A 19737-nucleotide genomic window follows, 5' to 3' on the forward strand; every position below is an offset into this window, starting at 1 on the left:
AAAACACATATTCTTCATACTCATTTATGACAAATGTCATCGCATATTTGTGACAATGCGCACATGTGCAAGGCTATCAAATGCTGCAAACTTATTTCATCCATTAGCAACCTTGGAATATCCCATACCATGCAGTTATCGCAAACAATATTTATTGATATTGATAAAGTGTCTGTTAATTATGACGACGTCGTAGCAATCAATCAGTTGTCTTTAAAAATAAAGAAAGGAGAAGTCGTATCCCTCCTTGGCGAAAATGGCGCAGGTAAAAGCACACTCATCAATACCATTTTAGGCAGGTGCCAAGTAAATACAGGCAGTATAAAGATATTTGGTGAACAACCGGGTAGTCAAGCCGCAAAGGTGCGTATTGGTACTATATTGCAAGACGCCAATCTACCCGACAATGTTACAGTAAAAGAGCAACTCAATCTTTTTCGCCACTATTATCCGCACGCTCGCTCATTGGAAGACTTGCTCAATATCGCAATGTTAAAAGGCATCGAAGAAAAACGCATGAACAAGCTCTCTGGAGGCCAGAAACAACGAGTGTTCTTCGCACTAGCCATTTGTGGCAATCCTGACATTGTTTTTTTAGATGAACCCACCGTGGGTTTAGACACGAGTGCTCGCAAGGAGTTTTGGCAATGCATTGAAAACATTAAACACCAAGGTGCAAGTATTATCCTGACAACGCATTATCTAGAAGAAGCGGAAGCACTATCCGATCGAATATTACTCTTAAATCAAGGGAACCTGATTTGGCAAGGAACGCCAACAGAAATAAAAAACAATATGACGGGTAAAAAAGTGAGTTTTCACACTTCAGCACCTAAACAAACAATAGTGGCGTTTTTTGATTCCCTTGGTTCTAGTGACGTTCATACTAACGATACAAACATCGAAGCCTGTGACATAAACATTCAGGCCGGTAAGGTCGAATGTACCTCACAAACGCCTGAAGTACTATTAGCGCGCTTGTTTGCGCAAAAAGTACCATTGCACAATTTATTAGTCGAACCAAGCAAGTTTGAGGATGCGGTGTTAGCAATGAATGAACAGATGAGCAACAAAGCAGTAGCGAAGGAGAACGTGGCATGAACACAAGCGTTAACAAGCTGAGTAATAGTCAACTATTTGCTTTATTTGTCATTGAAGCTAAAACAGAATTGTTAAAAACATTTCGCACCCCAGGTTTTGTATTGCCGAGCGTGCTTTTCCCAGTCATGTTCTACCTGTTCTTTGGTGTTATTTTTGCGATGAATACAAATACTCAAGTGTCTGCTTATTTACTGGCTACTTACGGAGTGTTTGGCGTTATGGGGCCAGCATTGTTTTCATTTGGCGCGGCGGTCGCGGTTGAAAAAGATCGAGGAATGCTTGCTATAAAACAAATAAGCCCGATGCCAATTTTGGCATACTTTTTTGCTAAGGTTGTAACCGCATTAAGCTTTGCTATCATTATCATGACAATACTCTTCTCCGTTGCCCTTACATTGGGTAATGTAGAACTGAGCTTGACACAATGGTTAGCTAGCTTTGCAATCTTGATGGTTGGCGTATTGCCGTTCTGCGCTATCGGGCTTTCAATAGGTTTAAAAGTGAAAGCGCAAGCTGCAGCCGCCGTGGTTAACCTGATTTACCTCCCCATGTCATTCTTGTCTGGCTTATGGATACCTGTCACTCAGTTTCCTGAATTCTTGCAGCAATTCGCAGCATTCTTACCACCGTTTCATTTTGCGCAGTTAGTGCTTAAAGTTCAAGGCATGGATACCGGTATCGCCTGGTGGATTCATATTCTGGCACTATTGGCATACACTGTAATTTTCACCGTATTCGCATCGCGCGCATATAAAGCTAGCGACTCTCGCTAAGGATAGACTAATACTACATGTATCGTTTTATTCGTATTGTTAAAAAAGTCCACGCCATAATCTTGCCTAAAGACACTGGTGTGGGGTTGTTTCCTTATGCATGGTTAATTTACTTATTGATGTATATCGTGCCAGTGTTTTTTCATGAACGTCCACTATGGCACTACGTGGCTACCATAAGCTCTGTACTCGTATTTCTGGTACTTTACTTTCGTGCTTTTTGGGTGTCTGGTAGCGCGATATTGTGGTACGTCGCTGGCATCTTATGCATTGGCGTTGTTGGCACGTTTTTCAACACCGCCTCTTCTGTATTTTTTGTCTACGCCGCGGCATTTGCGGTTAACTTACGACGGCCGCGCATGGGCATGTTATTGGTGCTGAGCATCTCATGTTTTGCGGCGTTGATTAGCGTACTTTTTGCATTATCCCCATTCTTTTATTTACCGGCCACTGTGATTACCTTGCTGATCGGTTTTCTAAATATTTATGAAGGGGAAATAAAAAAGAAAAACCGCCTATTAAAAATGTCACAGGAAGAGCTTCGCGTAGCTGCAGCTGCAACCGAACGAGAGCGTATTGCCCGCGATTTACATGACTTAATTGGTCACACTTTCTCCGTCATTACAATGAAGTCTCAATTGGCAAACAAACTCATCGACCGTGATTTAGCTCTAGCTAAAGTAGAATTAAAAGACTTGGAACAAATTAGCAGAAAAGCGCTATCAGAAGTGCGCGAAGCAGTCACTGGTTATAAGCAAAGCAACGTCGAAGCAGAAATTAGCAAAGCAAAAATAGTCACTCAATCTGCCGACATTAAGCTGCATTGTAATATTGAAACATTCCCAACATCAGAAAAGATTAATAGTGTGCTGGGTTTTATGATAAAAGAAGCCATGACAAACTTAATCAGACATTCAGACGCGAATGAATGCTGGATAGCATATACATTAAAAAATGATGTACATCGCCTGAAAATAAAAGACAATGGCCTTATCTCTCCTAGTAGTAACGTGACGAATACGATAAATGAGAGTAACGGTATTATTGGCATGCGAGAAAGAATAGAATCTTTGGGGGGGCAACTCATCATCGAATCAAATAGTAATTTCACCCTCATTGCTGAGATCCCTGAAAATGAAAAAAATGATTAATTTAGTTGTTGCAGAAGACCAAGGCATGCTGCTTGGTGCTGTGGCTGCCTTACTGAATTTAGAAGACGACTTTACTGTTGTCGGTAAAGCAAGCGATGGTAAAATTGCCTTAGAAATGTGCCGCAACCTCCAACCTGACATCGTACTAACAGACATTGAAATGCCACATATGTCAGGCATTGAGTTAGCTGAACAACTAAACAATGACCACTTCGCTGGCAAATTAATTGTACTTACTACCTTTGCGAGAGCTGGGTACCTCAGACGCGCAATGGACGCAGGTGTAAGAGGCTATTTGCTTAAAGACAGCCCAAGTGAGGAATTAGCACTTGCCATTCGACGCGTAATGAATGGCAGAAAGGTGATTGACCCAGAACTTGTCGTAGATGCCTTCGAAGAACAAGACCCACTATCTGAAAAAGAACGTAAAACCCTTAAATTAGCCGCCGACGGGTTAACTACCGAACAAATCGCCGAAGCAATGTTTTTGTCGGCAGGCACCGTCAGAAATTACCTGTCAAATGCTGCTTCAAAACTCCATGCGCAAAATCGCATTGAAGCCGCTCGAATTGCAAGGCAAAAAGGATGGCTGTAGTAACTCAATCGAAAGTAACTCTGTCGAAAGTTACTCAGTCAAAAGTAACCCAGTCAAAAGAAAAAGGCAACATCGACTGCATGCTGCCTATTGCTCCTTTTTAACATCGTTTATTGCGCTTCAATGTTAATTTCGAATGCTAATATGAGCGGCGGACGGCTATATCTTCCAACCGTATCACCATTTGGAATAGAAACATAAAGCAGGTTGTTATTTGCGTCAAAGGCGCCACCGTTTATACCCACTTGATGAAACTGTATAGGCAGCGGAAACTCCCCATAACTATATGGTCTTAGGTTATGCGCTTCTTCAAACCCTAACTTTACTTTTACTAGGTCATTAACATCCCAGAGCCAATAATAACTTGCATAGTCATCACTTGCATATGGACAAGGACCACCACATACTCGGCCATCATCTTGTGTTATTTTGTAACCGATGCCAGAGGCATGCCCACCAGAACGCCCTACAGTGACATAAGTACTAGTGCCGGGCATAATAAAACCATACCCCGCACCTGAAACATAAGTCCATAAATCGTTTAGCCCATCAGCATTGTTTAGTATGTGCTCACGGTCAGTATCTTCATCGTAATGCGTTTTGTCGTAAAGAATATTCGATAAGGGGAAATCCATTAACCTAACAGCATCGACCGCTCCAGCACTATTCCCAACAACACTGTCGGAGGGGGTTATCGCAAATGCAGACGGCCCAACAGACAATCGCGATGATATTGCAGCCCCAGCTTGCGCGCCGCTAATATGAGTGCCTCCTAAGATATCTATCCATTCTGCCGGCACTTTTGACAACCAACCTGACGAATGTGCAGCGCCATGAAGCTGATAAGGTCCTTTAATACTGCTAGTAGACAACGCATCTGCGTCATCAAAAAAAACAGATGTATCAGTCTCAGTGCCGTTCGCGTCATACCAATTAATGTAGTTGACCATAAGACCACCATCGATAACCTCGAGGCCAGTCACACGGAAATAATTATTAATGCCAGTGTCAACCCGACTTGTTTCATGAAACTTTGTAAACGGCTGAATTAAGGTATCTGCAAGATTAAATTCATAGATATTGTCACTGTTTACAAGCGGTGGTATTGCCATTTCAGCCACCATGCTATCGCGAGGATGTCCAACAATGAAGAATGAATTATTGTCTGGGTGCAGTGTGAAAATACCTTGCGAGAAGTCAGTTGAAGAAAACGGCGATTCACCAAATTGTTTTGAAGATAAACGAAAGCCACCTTTGTATTCAAAGTTATCCATAGACAACAGTGGTAAATCATTGACACCCGAAAAATCAGGGAGCACTTGGCAGGTGTTGTGCTCATAACTGCCTGACCATCCATCAAACGCACCGTTGTTACACATATTTGTTTGCACTTCCGTTTCGCACAGTTGACCGAAATCAACAAATTTGTTTTCAAATTTAATGCGTTCGATATTTTCACCGTGAGGCGTGCCATTACAATATGCGTTTACAACCGTCGAACCAATTAGGCTGCGCAACTGATACACAAAAAACACTGGCGGACGAGCAAACGTAGGTGTTGTGTCCGCATTTGCTGAAGACAAATACAATAACCCTTTACTTGCATCATATGCGCCACCAGACACTTGCGTGCCAAATGGCAATTGAAATGCACCCGTTTTATAAGGGCGAACCATAGATGGCGCTAATGTTCCCGCATAAACATCTGCCAATTGATTTAAATCCCATAACCAATAATAAGCATAGGTATCATCAGCGCCGTAAGCACAATCGTTTGCACATACACTACCGCCAGTTCTTTCAACCCGGTAACCGACGCCCGTATAGTGCCCCGCTGATGTACCAATAGTCACATAGGTGCTTGTGTCAGGAATAATAAAACCAAAGGCTGCGTTCGATAACATCGTCCACATATCATTATGCAAGTTCGTATTTTTAATGCGTTCCATTGGCGAATCATCAATGAAACTTACGCTGGTATCATGGAGAGGTTCATTGAATGAAAAACCTAAAAGCTTGCTCGTTTCCACCTCTTCATTAGTAGCGCCGTTTAACACATCTTGCACATTAAAAGCGTAAGCAGTTGGCCCTTGGGAATCATGCCAGATAAAGTTTTTACTGGGTACGCCTGCCAAAAAGTCTCCACCCAATTCACTTTGCCAAACCTCTGGAATAGGAAACAACCACCCAGAAGCATGCAAACCGCCTGACAATTTATATGGTCCATACACACGAGTATCGCTTAAATCATTTGCATCTTCCAATACGATGCTTGTTTCCGTGTTGGTATTAGACGTATCACTACGATCAGAATAATTTACAAGTAATTGACCATCGACAAATGCTAAACCGTTGATTGTCGGTTTTCTCGCTACACTGTTTACGCGTTCAGTGCGAAATATCTTGGTAAAATCTTGTACCGGACTACCAACATCAAACTCATCTAAGGCATCAGTAAAATTTATATTTGGTATACTAAATTCTGCTATTTGTTGCTCATGGTTTGAGCCAACAATAAAAATAGAGTGCCGTTCCGAGTTATAGGTAAATACTGCCTTCGATGAATTCAAAGACGCGTGGATAGAGTCGCCTAGTTGCGTATGCGGCAATCTAAAGCCACCAAGATATGTAAATTCTTCAAAGTCAAACAATGGAAGGCCTAACGCAGCATCTTGTTCATTAAGTATTTTGCATGAATTAAATTGATATGACCCACTCCATCCAGTTAATTCTCCGTTTGCGCAGTTTCTAACTTGTTTTTCAGATAAACAAGACTCTGGCGAGACGACTTCAGGCGCTAAAAATCGAGTACGTTCAATACTGCCTGCGTCAGCGCAAGCCGCTACGTTTGCATGAGAAAACGGCGCAATAATGCCAATTGATAAACTGATAAATAAAAGGGGAAACTTAATAAGTATACGACGAGCCATGGACTATTACCTAAAAACATTTGATATTGACGATGATAAATTGGGTATTTCGGCATCTGAGTGCAATTCACTCTTTTGACTACTACCTCTAACGACACAAAAAAAGAAATAATTAATATTGTCGGCAAGTTAAACATAAAACATTAGGTTGGACGGTATATAAATATGTACCTTTGTACTTACATTCCTTTAACATGCAGTATACAAGACGAGCAAAAACACCTTCATCAGCGGGCAACGAATAGATATCGCTAGTCACTTAATACTAAATTTGAGCAAATCACTTAATCCAAACTAACAGTAAATTATTTGCAGGCATTTCATGAATATGAGACAAGGATAAATTTGGCGCCCAAGCGACAAGTTCATCCACGTCACGATAACCACCTCGACCTGAGTCCAGCAATTTATGGTGAAAATCTAGATTGCTTTGAGAGCTAAATTTACCATCAACGATAAATGGACCATACTGACAAAACACACCGCTTTTCGGTAGCATGTTATCTATCAGTGTCATCATAGCTTGTACTTCCTGTTTCAACATGATGTGTGCGGTATTTGCTGTAAAAACACCGTCTATTTCTGAGGAAGGCCAGATAGCATCTGGAAAAATAAATTCGATTGGCGCAAGTAAGTTACTACTGGGTTGTTCAGCCATCCATGCATGAATGCCAGTATGATATTCTGCTTGGTCCGCGGTTTGCCATCTTAAATGGGGCAAACGCGGCGCAAAGTGAACGGCATGCTGCCCAGTACCAGAGCCAATTTCTAACACATAGCGAGTATGTTTAAATTCTGTCGACAAAATATCTACTATGGGTTGTTTATTGTTTTCACACGGCTGACTAAAAGGTTTTTCCAATGGCGTCTCCATTCATTAATTCACTATGCTATCTCAATCAACACTAGATTAACCGAGCATGTACACCGATTAATCCTGTAAATTAGGCATTAACCATTTTTCAGCGGTGGCTGCATCCCAGCCCTTACGTGTGGCATAGTCTTCTAACTGATCTTGTTGAATTTTCGCCACTGCAAAGTAACGTGATTCAGGGTGCGCAAAATACCAACCCGATACCGCGGCTCCCGGCCACATTGCATAGGAGGAAGTAAGCTTCATGCCTATTTCTTCTTCAACATTTAACAAATCCCAAATTACTTGTTTTTCAGTATGCTCAGGGCATGCGGCATACCCCGGTGCCGGACGAATGCCTTGATACTTTTCGCGAATAAGCGCTTCATTGTCTAAGGCTTCATCAGGGGCATATCCCCAAAGCGCTTTTCGGACAGTTTCATGCAAATATTCGGCGAAAGCCTCAGCTAATCGATCGGCTATCGCTTTTATCATAATCGAGTTGTAGTCGTCGCCATCTTTTTCGTAAGCAGTTGCCAATGCGTCTTCACCAAAACCAGCAGTCACCGCAAAAGCGCCAATGTAATCTCGTTTATTTGCATCGAGCGGCGTCACAAAATCGCTTAAACAATTATTAGCGCCTTTAGGCTTTTGCGTCTGTTGGCGTAAATGATGTGCGGTGGCAATTTGTTTGTCAGGGGTTTGCGGATCAAATACCAATACGTCTTCATTTTGACTGTTCGCTGGAAATAAGCCTACACGCCCTATGGCATTCAACTCTTTCGATTTGGTTAATGCATCTAGCATGTCATTGGCATCTTTAAATATGCTCTTAGCTTCTGCCCCTACTACTTCATCTTCCAAAATTCTAGGGTACTTGCCTGCCAATGACCACGTTAAAAAGAACGGCGTCCAATCAATGTAATTACGCAACGTAGCAATATCAGCAGTGACCGTTTGGCTACCTAAGAATCGAGGTTTAACGGGCGCATAAGCAGACCAATCACACGTAAAACGATTTGCTCGGGCTTGCTCAAAACTAATCGACTTTGTTCTTGGGCGTTTACGCGCATGTTGATCACGTACTTTTATATATTCCGCTTTAATATCAGCAATATATTTAGGCTTTGCATCATCCGAAATTAGCTTTTGGCAAACACCCACAGCACGACTAGCATTCGGCACATAAACCACAGGGTAACCCGTCGCTGGTTCTATTTTAACCGCGGTGTGCGCTTTAGATGTTGTCGCGCCACCAATTAACAGCGGTAAATCGACACCTAAACGTTGCATTTCAGCGGCTACATGTACCATTTCATCTAATGACGGTGTAATTAAGCCAGATAATCCAATCATATCTGCTTTTTCATGAATCGCGGTTTGGATGATCTTAGCAGCAGGCACCATGACACCTAAATCGATAACGTCGAAATTGTTACACTGCAATACAACACCAACAATATTTTTACCTATATCATGCACATCACCTTTTACAGTCGCCATGATGATTTTACCGTTAGAACGTGAATCCGCCGTTTTTTCTTCTTCAATGAAAGGTTGTAAATGCGCGACTGCTTTTTTCATAACCCGCGCAGATTTGACCACTTGTGGCAAAAACATTTTACCTTCGCCAAACAAGTCACCAACAACATTCATGCCATCCATTAATGGCCCTTCGATAACATGCAAAGGACGCTCAGCCTGCTGCCTCGCCTCTTCTGTGTCATCGATAATGTATTCGGTAATGCCTTTGACTAAGGCATGTTCTAAGCGTTTATTTACATCTTGTTCGCGCCAACTTAAGTCCTCCGCTTGGGCTACTTTACCGCCCCCTTGATACTTTGGTGCTAGCTCTAATAGACGGTCGGTAGCATCATCTCTTCGATTTAAGATCACATCTTCTACAGCATCACGTAACTCTACTGGAATTTCGTCATACACTTCCAGTTGGCCAGCATTAACAATGCCCATGTCCATACCAGCACGAATGGCATAATATAAAAACACGGAATGCATCGCTTCGCGAACAGGGTTATTTCCGCGAAAAGAGAAAGAGATATTAGATAAGCCACCAGAAACATGACAATGCGGCAGTTCACGTCGAATCTGGCGAGTCGCTTCAATAAAATCGACAGCATAGTTGTTGTGCTCTTCGATCCCCGTGGCAACAGCAAATATATTGGGGTCAAAAATAATGTCTTCGGGCGGAAAGTTAATTTCATTCACAAGTACATCGTAACTGCGCTTACAAATTTCAAACTTACGTGCCTGCGTGTCTGCTTGACCCGTTTCGTCAAAGGCCATTACGACGGCGGCGGCGCCATAACGTTTTATTTTTTTGGCTTGCTCGATAAACTGCGCTTTACCTTCCTTAAGGCTAATAGAGTTAACAATCGCTTTACCCTGAACACACTTCAAACCCGCTTCAATCACCGTCCATTTTGAAGAGTCAATCATTACTGGTACGCGAGAAATATCAGGCTCAGAGGCTATGAGATTTAAAAAACGTACCATTGCTGCTTCTGAATCCAACATGGCTTCATCCATGTTGATATCAATAATTTGTGCACCGTTTTCGACTTGCTGACGCGCTACGTCTAACGCGGCTTCGTAATCTTCGGATAAAATCAGTCGCTTAAATGCCGCGGAGCCAGTAACATTAGTCCGTTCACCGACATTGACAAAAGATGCTATTTGATTCGTCACTTGCGAAATTCCTAATATTTATTAATGCGTAAATGGCTCTAAACCAGACAATCGCATACGCGTGTCGAGCTTAGGCAATACTCTAGGTTTAAGACCGTTGACGGCATCTGCAATCGCTTTAATATGATCTGGTGTGCTGCCACAACAGCCACCCACAATATTGACAAGACCCGATTCTGCCCATTCTTTAATATGGGTAGCCATTTCATCCGCTTCCATGTCGTACTCGCCAAACTCATTGGGCAGCCCCGCATTAGGGTGTGCAGACACGAAGCCTTCAGATACTCTAGATAAATCAGCTACGTATTGCCGAAGCAAATCAGGCCCTAGGGCACAATTTAGGCCAAAAGAATACGGCGAAACATGCCGCATAGAATTGTAAAATGCTTCCGTTGTTTGACCCGATAATGTGCGACCCGAAGCGTCAGTAATCGTACCCGAAATCATCATCGGCAACTCAAACCCAAGTTCATCAAACACTTGCCCTACAGCGAACGCGGCCGCTTTTGCATTCAATGTATCAAATATCGTCTCTAACATAATTAGGTCAACTTGCCCCTCAATCAAAGCATGTGTTGCTTCTACATAGGTTTCGACTAAAGCATCAAAGGTCACATTGCGCATACCAGGGTCATTTACATCAGGAGAGATTGAGGCGGTGCGACTAGTCGGGCCAAGTACGCCGGCCACAAACCGCGGTTTATTTGGCGTAAGCGCTGTCATTTGATCTGCGGCTTCTCGCGCTAGCTTAGCAGCGGCACTATTTATTTTAACCACTTCGGCTTGCATATCATAATCAGCCATCGAGATAGCCGTCGCGTTAAACGTGTTCGTTTCGAGGATATCGGCGCCCGCATTTAAATAGGCCAAATGAATATTTTTAATAATTTCAGGTTGCGTAATGGCGAGCAAATCATTGTTGCCTTTAACATCGCAATGCCAGTCTTTATATTCTTCACCACGATAATCTGCTTCAGACAGCTTATGCTGTTGAATCATGGTACCCATTGCACCATCTAACAATAATATACGTGACTTTGCAGCCTGAGTGAGTTGAGCTAACTTATTCAATCAAATGTCCTACTACTTATTCCGCTAATTCGTTTAAATCGAACGGCGTAATTTGGTAAACACAATAATTTAACCAGTTGGTAAATAGCAAATTACCGTGTGATTTCCAGCGCACTAATATATCACATGCTGGATTGTCATCTTGGAAATAATTCACAGGTACTTTTGGTGCTAAGCCTTGGCCTATATCGCGAGAATATTCACCAGCAAGGGTTTGTGAGTCGTACTCAGGATGCCCTGTAATAAAAATCATACGCTTGTCATGTGTGGCAGACAAGTACACACCAGCTTGGGAAGAAAGCCCCAATATTTTTATTCCCTCAGCTTGTTCATAATCGCTCACTGGAATATCACCAACGCGCGAATGAGGCGCCCAAAACATTGGGTCAAAACCACGCATTAGCGAGTCTTTCTCATCCATGACTTTATGCTCAAATACACCCGATAACTTTTCGGCGCGCACTTTTCGTTGCAAGCCAAAAAAGTGATATAGCGCTGCATTTGCTGCCCAACACAGATAAATTGTAGATTGCACATTGCGCTTCGCCCAATCCATCAAATCGATCATTTTGTCCCAGTACTTCACATCTTCATATTCAAGGTTGCCCAACGGTGCACCAGTAACAATCAAGCCGTCATACTTTTTTTCTCGAATATCGTTAAAGGTATGATAAAACGCATTCATGTGAGCTATGGGCGTATTTTTTGGCGCAGAATCATCAATGCGAATAAGATCGATGTCAATCTGCAATGGTGTGTTAGACAACAAACGTAAAATCTGAAGCTCGGTTTCAATTTTATTAGGCATCAAATTTAGGATACCAACATTCATAGGGCGAATGTTTTGACTAAGCGCTCGCTCATTGTCCATGGCAAAAATGTTCTCATTTAAGAGACCATCTAAGGCGGGTAATTCGGAGGGTACTTTAATTGGCATGAGATCCCCTAGCACTAGTTTCCAAGCTAACAATGGCTGCTATTGTGAGGAAACCAATACAAATGTCAAGAATTTACGTCTAGACGTCTATACGTTTATTCGAAAATGGCAAAATGAAAGCGTTCCAAAGATAAATAATCAGTTTTATCCGAACCAAAGCATCAAACTTTTTCTCTTTTGGTATAAATTTTCTGCAAATCTGTCCGATAGCAAATTAAAGGTTAATTTTCTCTCTTCCCAGAATTTTATCTCTATGGATGGAAATTAAATTTAAGTGGGCTCTGAATTGACACCTAGATATTTTTACATGAAAGCAGAATTCCAACCATGAGGTCACAGATGAAATCGTTTTTAAAATTTGCACTTTACCTATCAATTGCACTAAATACGACAGGCGTTTTCGCCGCAGGCAATTCGCACCATTTTCCGGGTGTATTTGTTGGTTATACCCATGCACAGAGCGAAACAGAGTTCACTTATGGATTTGAGTACGAATACAAGTTCAACCAGTCGTGGGGCGTTGGGGCAATATACGAAAAGGTTGATGATGCGCATCACGGAGACGGTGTTTCCGTTAAAGTAGCAAAACTGTTCTATCACCCAACAAGCAATCTGCGTTTTGGTATTGGTTTTGGGGAAGAGAAGATTGGCGGTTATCACCCGCATACAGAAGACCTATACCGCATAAGTGCAAGCTATGAGCATCATGTTGGTCAATTTGGTATTGCACCAACTATTGCAGTCGATTTTATCGATGGTGAAGAAGCATATGTATTCGGTATCGCGCTAGTTAGACCTTTTTAGCAGCCTTATCATGCGTCAAATCATAGCCTTGAGGCCTCTTAAATGATTGAACTAGTCTATATAAGCCGTGCTGCCAAGCGTTTTAAAGATGAAGAGCTAGTCGACATGTTAGCCACATTCAGGAAAAATAATGCCGAGGCGTCTATAAGCGGTATGCTCTTATACGACGGGCATGGCACATTTATTCAGGCAATTGAAGGGTCTGCAGAGAAGATAAAAACCTTATACAACAAAATTACACACGATACACGGCACACATCCGTTGTTTTACTCAGTGAAAAAACTGTATCTGCTCGCAAGTTTGCATCATGGCAAATGGGATTTTCGCTCATTGATCAGAGTGTCGTTTCGAAGCTCAACGGCTATTCGGACTTCATGATTAGTGAACTACCTAATGTTGACAATGAACGGCGGTCATCCATTGCACATGAGCTACTGTTTTACTTTAGAGAAAAACATAATATAAACAAATAGATAAGGAATATTTTAGTGTTATCTAAATTAAGAGTTTTACAGAAAATCTATTTATTAGGATTCATACAACTAAGCTTCATGTTGCTCATCGCAGGCATATCTATTATTCAAATGCAGAGCATCGGCAATGAGCTAGCAGATATAGCAGAAGAAGACATACCACTGAGTAACATTGTCACCAAAATCACTGAACACCAATTAGAACAGAGTGTTCTTTTTGAACGGATGTTATTTAAAGCAACACTTCAGCAAATGAACGTAGATACGCTTGAAGAAGTCAAACATTTGACTGTTGAAGTAAATCACATGTCAAAAAAAATTAAGACTGAATTTATTCAAGCAGATACGTTTATAGAGAACGCATTAGTACACAGCAAATTAGCCTCGACAACAAAAAAATTAAGGAGTGTACGTAACAAAATGGCGCCTATCCGCAAAAAATATGATGAACTTGAGCTTCATATCAACACAACAATATCGGCACAACAATCCTTTGAATCATTGCTGAAATCAGCAAAAAAAGCGGAATCTATGGAAGATGAAATGGGCAAATCCCTTGTAAGCTTGCTAGATGAAATTCAAGCCTTTACCTTAGAAGCATCGCAAAAGGCAGAAGCACATGAAAAAAGTGCCATCAAATGGATCATATGGCTCTCGATCGTTGCATTGATATTTAGTATTTTATTGCCTATTTTCACTGGGAAATCTATTGTTTCGCCTATTAAGTACTTAGCGATTCGCCTGACAGAAATTGCGAGTGGAGACGGCGATTTGACCAAAAGCATTGACATTAAATCTAAGGATGAAATTGGCGATGTTGCCTTAGCATTTAATCACTTTTTGGAGATGCTACGTACATTAATAAAAAATACTCATAAAGATGCGGATGAACTTGGTTTATCTTCACAATCTGCGCTGACAGCTATGCGTTTAACAACTCAGAATGTTGAACAGCAGAAGACCGAAACCCAGTCGATTACAGATAGTATTCAGCAAATGAGTACATCAACAGTAGACGTCGCGAATACCACAGAACAAGCGGCTGAATATACTAGCACAGTAAAACAAACAGTTACGGCTAGCAAAAACGCTTCGCTTGAAGCACAACAAATTATTCAACAACTGTCAGCTGAAATTTCTGAAGCGTCGTCTGTGATTAGTAACTTAAAAGAAGAAACAAACAGCATTGGCGTCGTATTGGAATCTATTCAGTCGATTGCATCTCAAACCAATTTACTAGCACTCAATGCGGCAATCGAAGCCGCAAGAGCTGGCGATACAGGCAGAGGCTTTGCGGTTGTCGCTGATGAGGTGCGTACACTATCGCAACGCACTCAAACATCAACTGAAGATATCCAGGCATTATTGTTAAGATTACAATCCGAGACAGAAAATGCTGTCATTACCATGAATAAAAGCAATATTAGTGCACAAAATTGTTTAACTAAGAGTACAGAAACAAATGAAACTTTGTCCGTGGCATATAAGTCTGTAAACGATATTAGCGACTTAAATCTTCAAATTGCAACTGCTACAAAAGAACAATCTGGCATTGCCAGCGCTGTCAGCAAAAGCCTCTCGACAATTACCCATTTAGCCGACGAAACATCGATTGCAAGCAACAAAACTGCAACGGCTAACGACGAAATATCAAAGCGGCTGATAGATTTGCATACTAACTTAAATCGATTCGTCGTGTAGTAATGTGTATTCATGTTCTGGCATATTTGAATTAAAATGCGCAATCAGATAACGCACTCGCAAAGACATCCTAATAAGCTTGTGCGCCTTGCAAGGAAATAACTTCGTCCTTGCAAGGACTTGTGCCTAAATATCATTCACCTAGATTCAATAAGTCTCAGAGTTAATAATTATCCGTATCAATAATCATCAACATACCTATTCGTCTGAAAACGTAATACTTCGAACATTTCCTGTCGCCGCATCATAGACATACAAGATATTCCCGTTTGGTGAAAATGCTACCGCACTTGGTCGACTAAATTCAGCATCTCCAATTAAGCCGTCAATTTCAGCCTGGGTGCCAGAGCCGCTCACGGTTTCTTCACTGCCGTCTAAGCTAACACGTGTTATTCGTCCTCGGGTTGCGACGTATATGTACCCTCTGGAATAATCAATCATATTGACGTTTACCGACAGATCCGCAAGTAAGCTTACCTCACCGTTTGTCACGCGGAATAAACGCCCCGTATTAAAGTTACCCGCATATATTTCGCCATTTTCGTCCCCGACAACACCAATCACATCTAACAATCCACCGCCGTTGGCAAGCACACTAACAACACCCCCAGGCGTGATACTAAGCACAGTGGCCGCAGTACCAGAAAAATTCGCACCATAAAGGCTTACAAGGACATTATCGTTTTGGTCGACATACACGCCAGCAGGGCCATCTAGCTCGCTCGCAAATACGCTTTGCGAACCATTAGTATCGACTTTATACACCGCGTTTCCCTGATAATCAGCCACATAAAAGTTGCCCTGTGAATCAAAGTCAGAACCATTTGCTGTCCTCAAACCCGATGCGTAAACTGTGACGTCTCCCGCTTGAGAAATTTTGTTTACCTGGCCACTTCCTGAGCCTCCAGACACAAAAACATCGCCCTCAGGTGATACTGAAATGCCGTCTCCATTCGTTAGGCCAGCATTAGCAAAAGTGCTAACTTGCTGAAGAGGAGATTCAATCCATTCAAGCTTATCTATCTGTAATTCGCTATTCTCATTGGACGAAGTAAGCGATATCCTATCGGTAGACACAAGGTCCATCTCAACAATCGTGTTAAAAAACGTGTTCTCGACAGTCGGAGATAGAACTACTTCGGCCGCTTCGGTATCATTTACCCACACAGTAAGCGCAGTTTCTAGACTGGCTCTATACGTGACTCTAAGCGCCACCGACTTTACGACTTCCGTAAAGCTAATGCCATCATCTGGTTGCAAAAAACCCGTAACGACCTGTCCCTGCGATGCACCTTCATAGTCTTGAATGCTTGTATTGCCCAATAAGGTCAAAGATTCCGCCTCATGCACTAGCGGGCTGGCAGGGATATTTGTGATGGCGTCGAAACTCGTTGAGTAATCCCCTACCGTCACTGTCACGCTTGCAATCTCACCGGGCTCTGTATGGCTTGTTACGCGAAGCACCAAAGAGTCGTTTACACTAATTGTGCTCGCTTCCGATGTAAAATCTGCCCCGTTAATAGAAAACTCACCACCTTCGACAGAGACTGGTGTTGCATCGTCTATCCCTGTCACCGTAATAGCTTCAGACGTTATTGGTGCTTCTGGCGCAACATCAATTTGCTCAGTGAAACTAAAGGTATCGGGTGAGGTATCAGCGCTGGGCGCAGGTGCCGGTGCCGGTGATGGTGGTGCGGGTTCGTTTGGTGGATTATCGTTCGACCCGCTGCAAGCAGCCATCGCCGTCACTAGCAAAAGAATGCTTAGATGTCCTTTCACTTTTTTGAAATTACTCATATTGTTCTCCATGTCGTCTCGTCTGATTATTGGTTGTGCAATGATAAAATGCGCCGACGTGGCGCGGACTTCACTCATTAACATCGAAAGACTACGGTATTCAATAAGGAATTTCGTCTGACAACATGTAAATAGACCATAAAAAACAATACTAAATAAAATCATTTAAAAACAAAAGCTTAACAATTTATTATGTGGATTTATTGTCCGTATACATCCTTTCGGACGCGGATAACAATCGACATGTGCTACATTGGCACCCATGGATTTGTCTATAGCTTTGTTTGTTAAGGAAGGTAAACATATGCACTTGTTCAAGAGCTTATCAAGCATTTCGGCAGGAGTTATCTTATACGCTTTTGTGTCAAGCAATGCGTCAGCGGAGACATTTTGCACCCACTCTTCAAGTAAATGCCTTGAGGTTGAAAGTACACTTCAAGGAAAATGGCAAATGGTCAAGTGGCGTACGGATAATGCAAGCAGTGAATACAAGCCTGTCTTACCGCCTATCACCATCACCAAGATATACCGCGCTAACGAATTTTATCAATTTGTTAGTACTACTCACGGTCAAATAAACGAAACGATTGTAGGTACATATACAGTCATTGATGAACACTCTATTGAGGAGACCATCACGCTGTTTTCCCCTTTTCATGAAAAAAAGCCCTTTCGTGGTGCTAACAACCAAGTGACCATCAGTAGCGGAGAAAGTATGGTTGGTTCACACACCAAACTATCGATTGAGATTGAGGGCGAGCTGATGACGCATAAAGGACTCATCACGCAAGTCATACCTCAAGGAGAAAACGCGGACATGTACTCACCTCGCTACGTCGATGTCGTGTTCAAAAAAGTGAGTAACAAAAAAATAGGCGACGAAAACCACACCACAAATGCAAATGCAGGCGATACCAATGCCAGCCATTGATCCGTTGATAGCGTTTGCTATTTTTTTGCTCATTTTTAGCATCGGACAAACCATGTTTGCGAGTCTACTGCTTTTAGTCTCAAAAAGAGGTCATAAACCAGCCAATCGCTACATGGCCGCTTTCATGCTTTGTATGTGCTGCACGCTAAGTTTATTTGCACTATTCGATTTTTGGCGAATAGATTTACCGCACACTACTTTAGTTTACCAACCATTTGTGTTTTTGATGCCGCCCCTATTGTGGTGCTACTTGGTTTCTATTACGAGTAGCCAACACTCACCAGACATTAAGGCGTTCTTACCTCATAGTATTCCAGCCATCGTCGTTTGCGTGTTACTAGCGCCCTTTTATCAACTGCCTGCTATCGAAAAAATTGAATGGGTATACATTCTCAACACCAACGATCCGTATATTGTTCTCAGTGATGTGCAAGCATGGGTCGCAAGTATTAACCCCTTGATAAAATGGGCTGTGGCTCTACAAGGCTTCATATATTCCTTAGCCGCTTACTTGAAATTGCGAAAACATCGTAAAAACATTGAAAATGAATTTTCGTATATGCAAGACATTGACTTGCGATGGTTTGTCTACTTACTGCTTTCATGCGCACTGTTGTACGCTGCATACGCGATTACTCTTGCTGCAAACCATCTTGGGTATCAAGGATTCACGCCTTGGATAGTAACGTTCTGCAGCGGCGGTTTACTCTTGTCAGTATTTGGTTACTTTGGCGTGCGCCAAGAGTCGATTTTTGTAAGCCCGCAGCCCGAGAAGACGGATGAATTGGCCCCTAAGTTAGTATCAATAGTCTTTTCACCCGAAGGAGTAGAACAAAAATACAAAAGCTCAGCATTGAGTGAAGAAAACGTTGATGAATGCTACGCAGAACTTCTCAACTATATGTCTGCCAGTAAACCCTACACTAACTGCGAATTGTCCATCCGTATGCTAGCAGAAAAATTACAATTACCTGCCAGAGAATTATCTAGAGTGATCAACGAAAAATCTGGCAAGAATTTCATGGAGTTTATAAATATGTATCGTATTGATGAAGCAAAGAAAACACTTAAAGCTGACAATGACTTGAAAATTTTGGACATTTCGCTAATGTCTGGTTTCAATTCTAAAAGTTCGTTCTACGACGCTTTTAAAAAATTTACAAGCATGACGCCATCAGAGTACAAAAAAAACAAACTGCTAAAAAATTAGGCCGTTCGAAGTATAAATCGAATGCTAGTGCCAACTGACCTAAATAGCGTTAGATAGTTGGCACTCTTGTTTGCCGAATATCGAGATAGCGTCCAAGTAACTCAGCTACGCGTTTTTTATGTTGCGGGTGATAAATTAAATTGTCGCCCTCTTTCTCAGTAATATTATCGGTCAGATTGAATAGTGCAACCGGCTCAAATTTACTCAGCGTCTTGTCACTTTGGATAATAAGCTTCCAATCACCTTGCCGATATATAATCTCGTTTCTCGAGCCTCCCTGTAACATCAAGTATTCCCTCGATTTAAATTCAGCCGTGTTATCAAAAAGCAACGGCAATAAATTATTGGAGTCTGGCGCCTGTTCAACACTAAGTTTATTGCCGGAAGCAGCACTAATCGTGGATAAAATATCTTGTACGAGAACGGGTTCATTACTGATTATTGTCGCAGGCTTCTTATTTGCCCAACTCATTATAAAGGGTACTCTATGACCACCCTCATAAGGGTCATTTTTGCTCCCACGGTAGATACCGCTTGGGGTGTGTCCTGACGCTAAGGTGCCTGGCACCTTCCATGTCAATCCGCCATTATCTGATGTAAAGATGATAAGCGTATTCTCATACACACCTTTGGCTTTTAATGCAGAGATAATTCTTCCTACTTGTAAATCTAACTCATACACCATATCTAAATGGGCTGATGG

Annotated in this window: 16 protein-coding genes; 9 read left to right on the top strand and 7 right to left on the bottom strand. The window is 42.0% G+C overall.

The window, feature by feature from the left end:
- The first annotated feature begins 129 nt into the window (after nucleotides 1-129).
- The 4 genes from QQK00_RS08105 to QQK00_RS08120 are packed head-to-tail and all read left to right on the top strand — an operon-like array spanning nucleotide 130 to nucleotide 3620.
- On the top strand, nucleotides 130-1101 hold the full coding sequence (locus tag QQK00_RS08105; RefSeq protein ID WP_284216969.1) for an ABC transporter ATP-binding protein: 972 nt from the start codon (nucleotides 130-132) through the stop codon (nucleotides 1099-1101).
- The gene (locus QQK00_RS08110) at nucleotides 1098-1874 is read left to right on the top strand and encodes an ABC transporter permease (RefSeq protein WP_284216970.1); all 777 of its coding nucleotides are present in this window, start codon (nucleotides 1098-1100) and stop codon (nucleotides 1872-1874) included. The genes QQK00_RS08105 and QQK00_RS08110 overlap by 4 nt, the downstream gene beginning before the upstream one ends.
- 17 nt (nucleotides 1875-1891) lie before the next feature.
- Nucleotides 1892-3025: a sensor histidine kinase gene (locus QQK00_RS08115; protein WP_284216971.1), complete on the top strand. Its 1134-nt coding sequence runs from the start codon at nucleotides 1892-1894 to the stop codon at nucleotides 3023-3025.
- Nucleotides 3018-3620, top strand: a complete 603-nt coding sequence (locus tag QQK00_RS08120) for a response regulator transcription factor (protein ID WP_284216972.1) — start codon at nucleotides 3018-3020, stop codon at nucleotides 3618-3620. The genes QQK00_RS08115 and QQK00_RS08120 overlap by 8 nt, the downstream gene beginning before the upstream one ends.
- Before the next feature lie 110 nt (nucleotides 3621-3730).
- Here the strand turns inward: QQK00_RS08120 and QQK00_RS08125 are convergent, their stop codons facing one another.
- The 5 genes from QQK00_RS08125 to QQK00_RS08145 all read right to left on the bottom strand — a co-directional run bounded on the left by QQK00_RS08125 (nucleotide 3731) and on the right by QQK00_RS08145 (nucleotide 12117).
- Nucleotides 3731-6550, bottom strand: a complete 2820-nt coding sequence (locus QQK00_RS08125; protein ID WP_284216973.1) for a hypothetical protein — start codon at nucleotides 6548-6550, stop codon at nucleotides 3731-3733.
- A gap of 280 nt (nucleotides 6551-6830) precedes the next feature.
- Nucleotides 6831-7412 (bottom strand): DUF938 domain-containing protein, encoded by a 582-nt coding sequence (locus QQK00_RS08130; protein WP_348521146.1) that lies wholly within the window; start codon nucleotides 7410-7412, stop codon nucleotides 6831-6833.
- Between the two features lie 69 nt (nucleotides 7413-7481).
- Nucleotides 7482-10109, bottom strand: coding sequence for a methionine synthase (metH, locus tag QQK00_RS08135; RefSeq protein WP_284216975.1), 2628 nt, complete (start codon nucleotides 10107-10109; stop codon nucleotides 7482-7484).
- A 21-nt stretch (nucleotides 10110-10130) separates the two neighbouring features.
- The gene (locus QQK00_RS08140; RefSeq protein ID WP_284216976.1) at nucleotides 10131-11180 is read right to left on the bottom strand and encodes a homocysteine S-methyltransferase family protein; all 1050 of its coding nucleotides are present in this window, start codon (nucleotides 11178-11180) and stop codon (nucleotides 10131-10133) included.
- Nucleotides 11181-11196: 16 nt separating this feature from the next.
- Nucleotides 11197-12117: a homoserine O-succinyltransferase gene (locus QQK00_RS08145; RefSeq protein ID WP_284216977.1), complete on the bottom strand. Its 921-nt coding sequence runs from the start codon at nucleotides 12115-12117 to the stop codon at nucleotides 11197-11199.
- 339 nt (nucleotides 12118-12456) lie between these two features.
- Between QQK00_RS08145 and QQK00_RS08150 the strand changes: the two genes are divergently transcribed.
- The 3 genes from QQK00_RS08150 to QQK00_RS08160 are packed head-to-tail and all read left to right on the top strand — an operon-like array spanning nucleotide 12457 to nucleotide 15096.
- Nucleotides 12457-12921: a hypothetical protein gene (locus QQK00_RS08150; protein ID WP_284216978.1), complete on the top strand. Its 465-nt coding sequence runs from the start codon at nucleotides 12457-12459 to the stop codon at nucleotides 12919-12921.
- A gap of 42 nt (nucleotides 12922-12963) precedes the next feature.
- The gene (locus tag QQK00_RS08155) at nucleotides 12964-13395 is read left to right on the top strand and encodes a BLUF domain-containing protein (RefSeq protein ID WP_284216979.1); all 432 of its coding nucleotides are present in this window, start codon (nucleotides 12964-12966) and stop codon (nucleotides 13393-13395) included.
- 15 nt (nucleotides 13396-13410) lie between these two features.
- On the top strand, nucleotides 13411-15096 hold the full coding sequence (locus QQK00_RS08160; RefSeq protein WP_284216980.1) for a methyl-accepting chemotaxis protein: 1686 nt from the start codon (nucleotides 13411-13413) through the stop codon (nucleotides 15094-15096).
- A gap of 198 nt (nucleotides 15097-15294) precedes the next feature.
- Here the strand turns inward: QQK00_RS08160 and QQK00_RS08165 are convergent, their stop codons facing one another.
- The gene (locus QQK00_RS08165) at nucleotides 15295-16893 is read right to left on the bottom strand and encodes an NHL repeat-containing protein (protein WP_284216981.1); all 1599 of its coding nucleotides are present in this window, start codon (nucleotides 16891-16893) and stop codon (nucleotides 15295-15297) included.
- A gap of 451 nt (nucleotides 16894-17344) precedes the next feature.
- Between QQK00_RS08165 and QQK00_RS08170 the strand changes: the two genes are divergently transcribed.
- Entirely contained in the window at nucleotides 17345-17824 is a 480-nt protein-coding gene (locus tag QQK00_RS08170) for a hypothetical protein (protein WP_284216982.1), read from the top strand.
- Nucleotides 17811-19034, top strand: a complete 1224-nt coding sequence (locus QQK00_RS08175; RefSeq protein WP_284216983.1) for a helix-turn-helix domain-containing protein — start codon at nucleotides 17811-17813, stop codon at nucleotides 19032-19034. Before QQK00_RS08170 ends, QQK00_RS08175 begins: the two co-directional genes overlap by 14 nt.
- 49 nt (nucleotides 19035-19083) lie before the next feature.
- Here the strand turns inward: QQK00_RS08175 and QQK00_RS08180 are convergent, their stop codons facing one another.
- A complete protein-coding gene (locus tag QQK00_RS08180) occupies nucleotides 19084-19719 on the bottom strand; it encodes a sulfatase-like hydrolase/transferase (protein WP_348521147.1) in 636 nt (211 codons plus the stop codon).
- Between the last annotated feature and the right edge of the window lie 18 nt (nucleotides 19720-19737).

It is taken from the genome of Agaribacter marinus, assembly GCF_030160655.1.
Lineage (GTDB): Bacteria > Pseudomonadota > Gammaproteobacteria > Enterobacterales > Alteromonadaceae > Glaciecola > Glaciecola marina.

Bases quoted from the DNA above. Each gene is read 5' to 3' on its own strand.
- QQK00_RS08105 (WP_284216969.1), top strand. From the start codon at position 130: ATGCAGTTATCGCAAACAATATTTATTGATATTGATAAAGTGTCTGTT.
- QQK00_RS08110 (WP_284216970.1), top strand. From the start codon at position 1,098: ATGAACACAAGCGTTAACAAGCTGAGTAATAGTCAACTATTTGCTTTA.
- QQK00_RS08115 (WP_284216971.1), top strand. From the start codon at position 1,892: ATGTATCGTTTTATTCGTATTGTTAAAAAAGTCCACGCCATAATCTTG.
- QQK00_RS08120 (WP_284216972.1), top strand. From the start codon at position 3,018: ATGATTAATTTAGTTGTTGCAGAAGACCAAGGCATGCTGCTTGGTGCT.
- QQK00_RS08125 (WP_284216973.1), bottom strand. From the start codon at position 6,550: ATGGCTCGTCGTATACTTATTAAGTTTCCCCTTTTATTTATCAGTTTA.
- QQK00_RS08145 (WP_284216977.1), bottom strand. From the start codon at position 12,117: ATGCCAATTAAAGTACCCTCCGAATTACCCGCCTTAGATGGTCTCTTA.
- QQK00_RS08150 (WP_284216978.1), top strand. From the start codon at position 12,457: ATGAAATCGTTTTTAAAATTTGCACTTTACCTATCAATTGCACTAAAT.
- QQK00_RS08155 (WP_284216979.1), top strand. From the start codon at position 12,964: ATGATTGAACTAGTCTATATAAGCCGTGCTGCCAAGCGTTTTAAAGAT.
- QQK00_RS08165 (WP_284216981.1), bottom strand. From the start codon at position 16,893: ATGAGTAATTTCAAAAAAGTGAAAGGACATCTAAGCATTCTTTTGCTA.
- QQK00_RS08170 (WP_284216982.1), top strand. From the start codon at position 17,345: ATGGTCAAGTGGCGTACGGATAATGCAAGCAGTGAATACAAGCCTGTC.
- QQK00_RS08175 (WP_284216983.1), top strand. From the start codon at position 17,811: ATGCCAGCCATTGATCCGTTGATAGCGTTTGCTATTTTTTTGCTCATT.
- QQK00_RS08180 (WP_348521147.1), bottom strand. From the start codon at position 19,719: ATGGTGTATGAGTTAGATTTACAAGTAGGAAGAATTATCTCTGCATTA.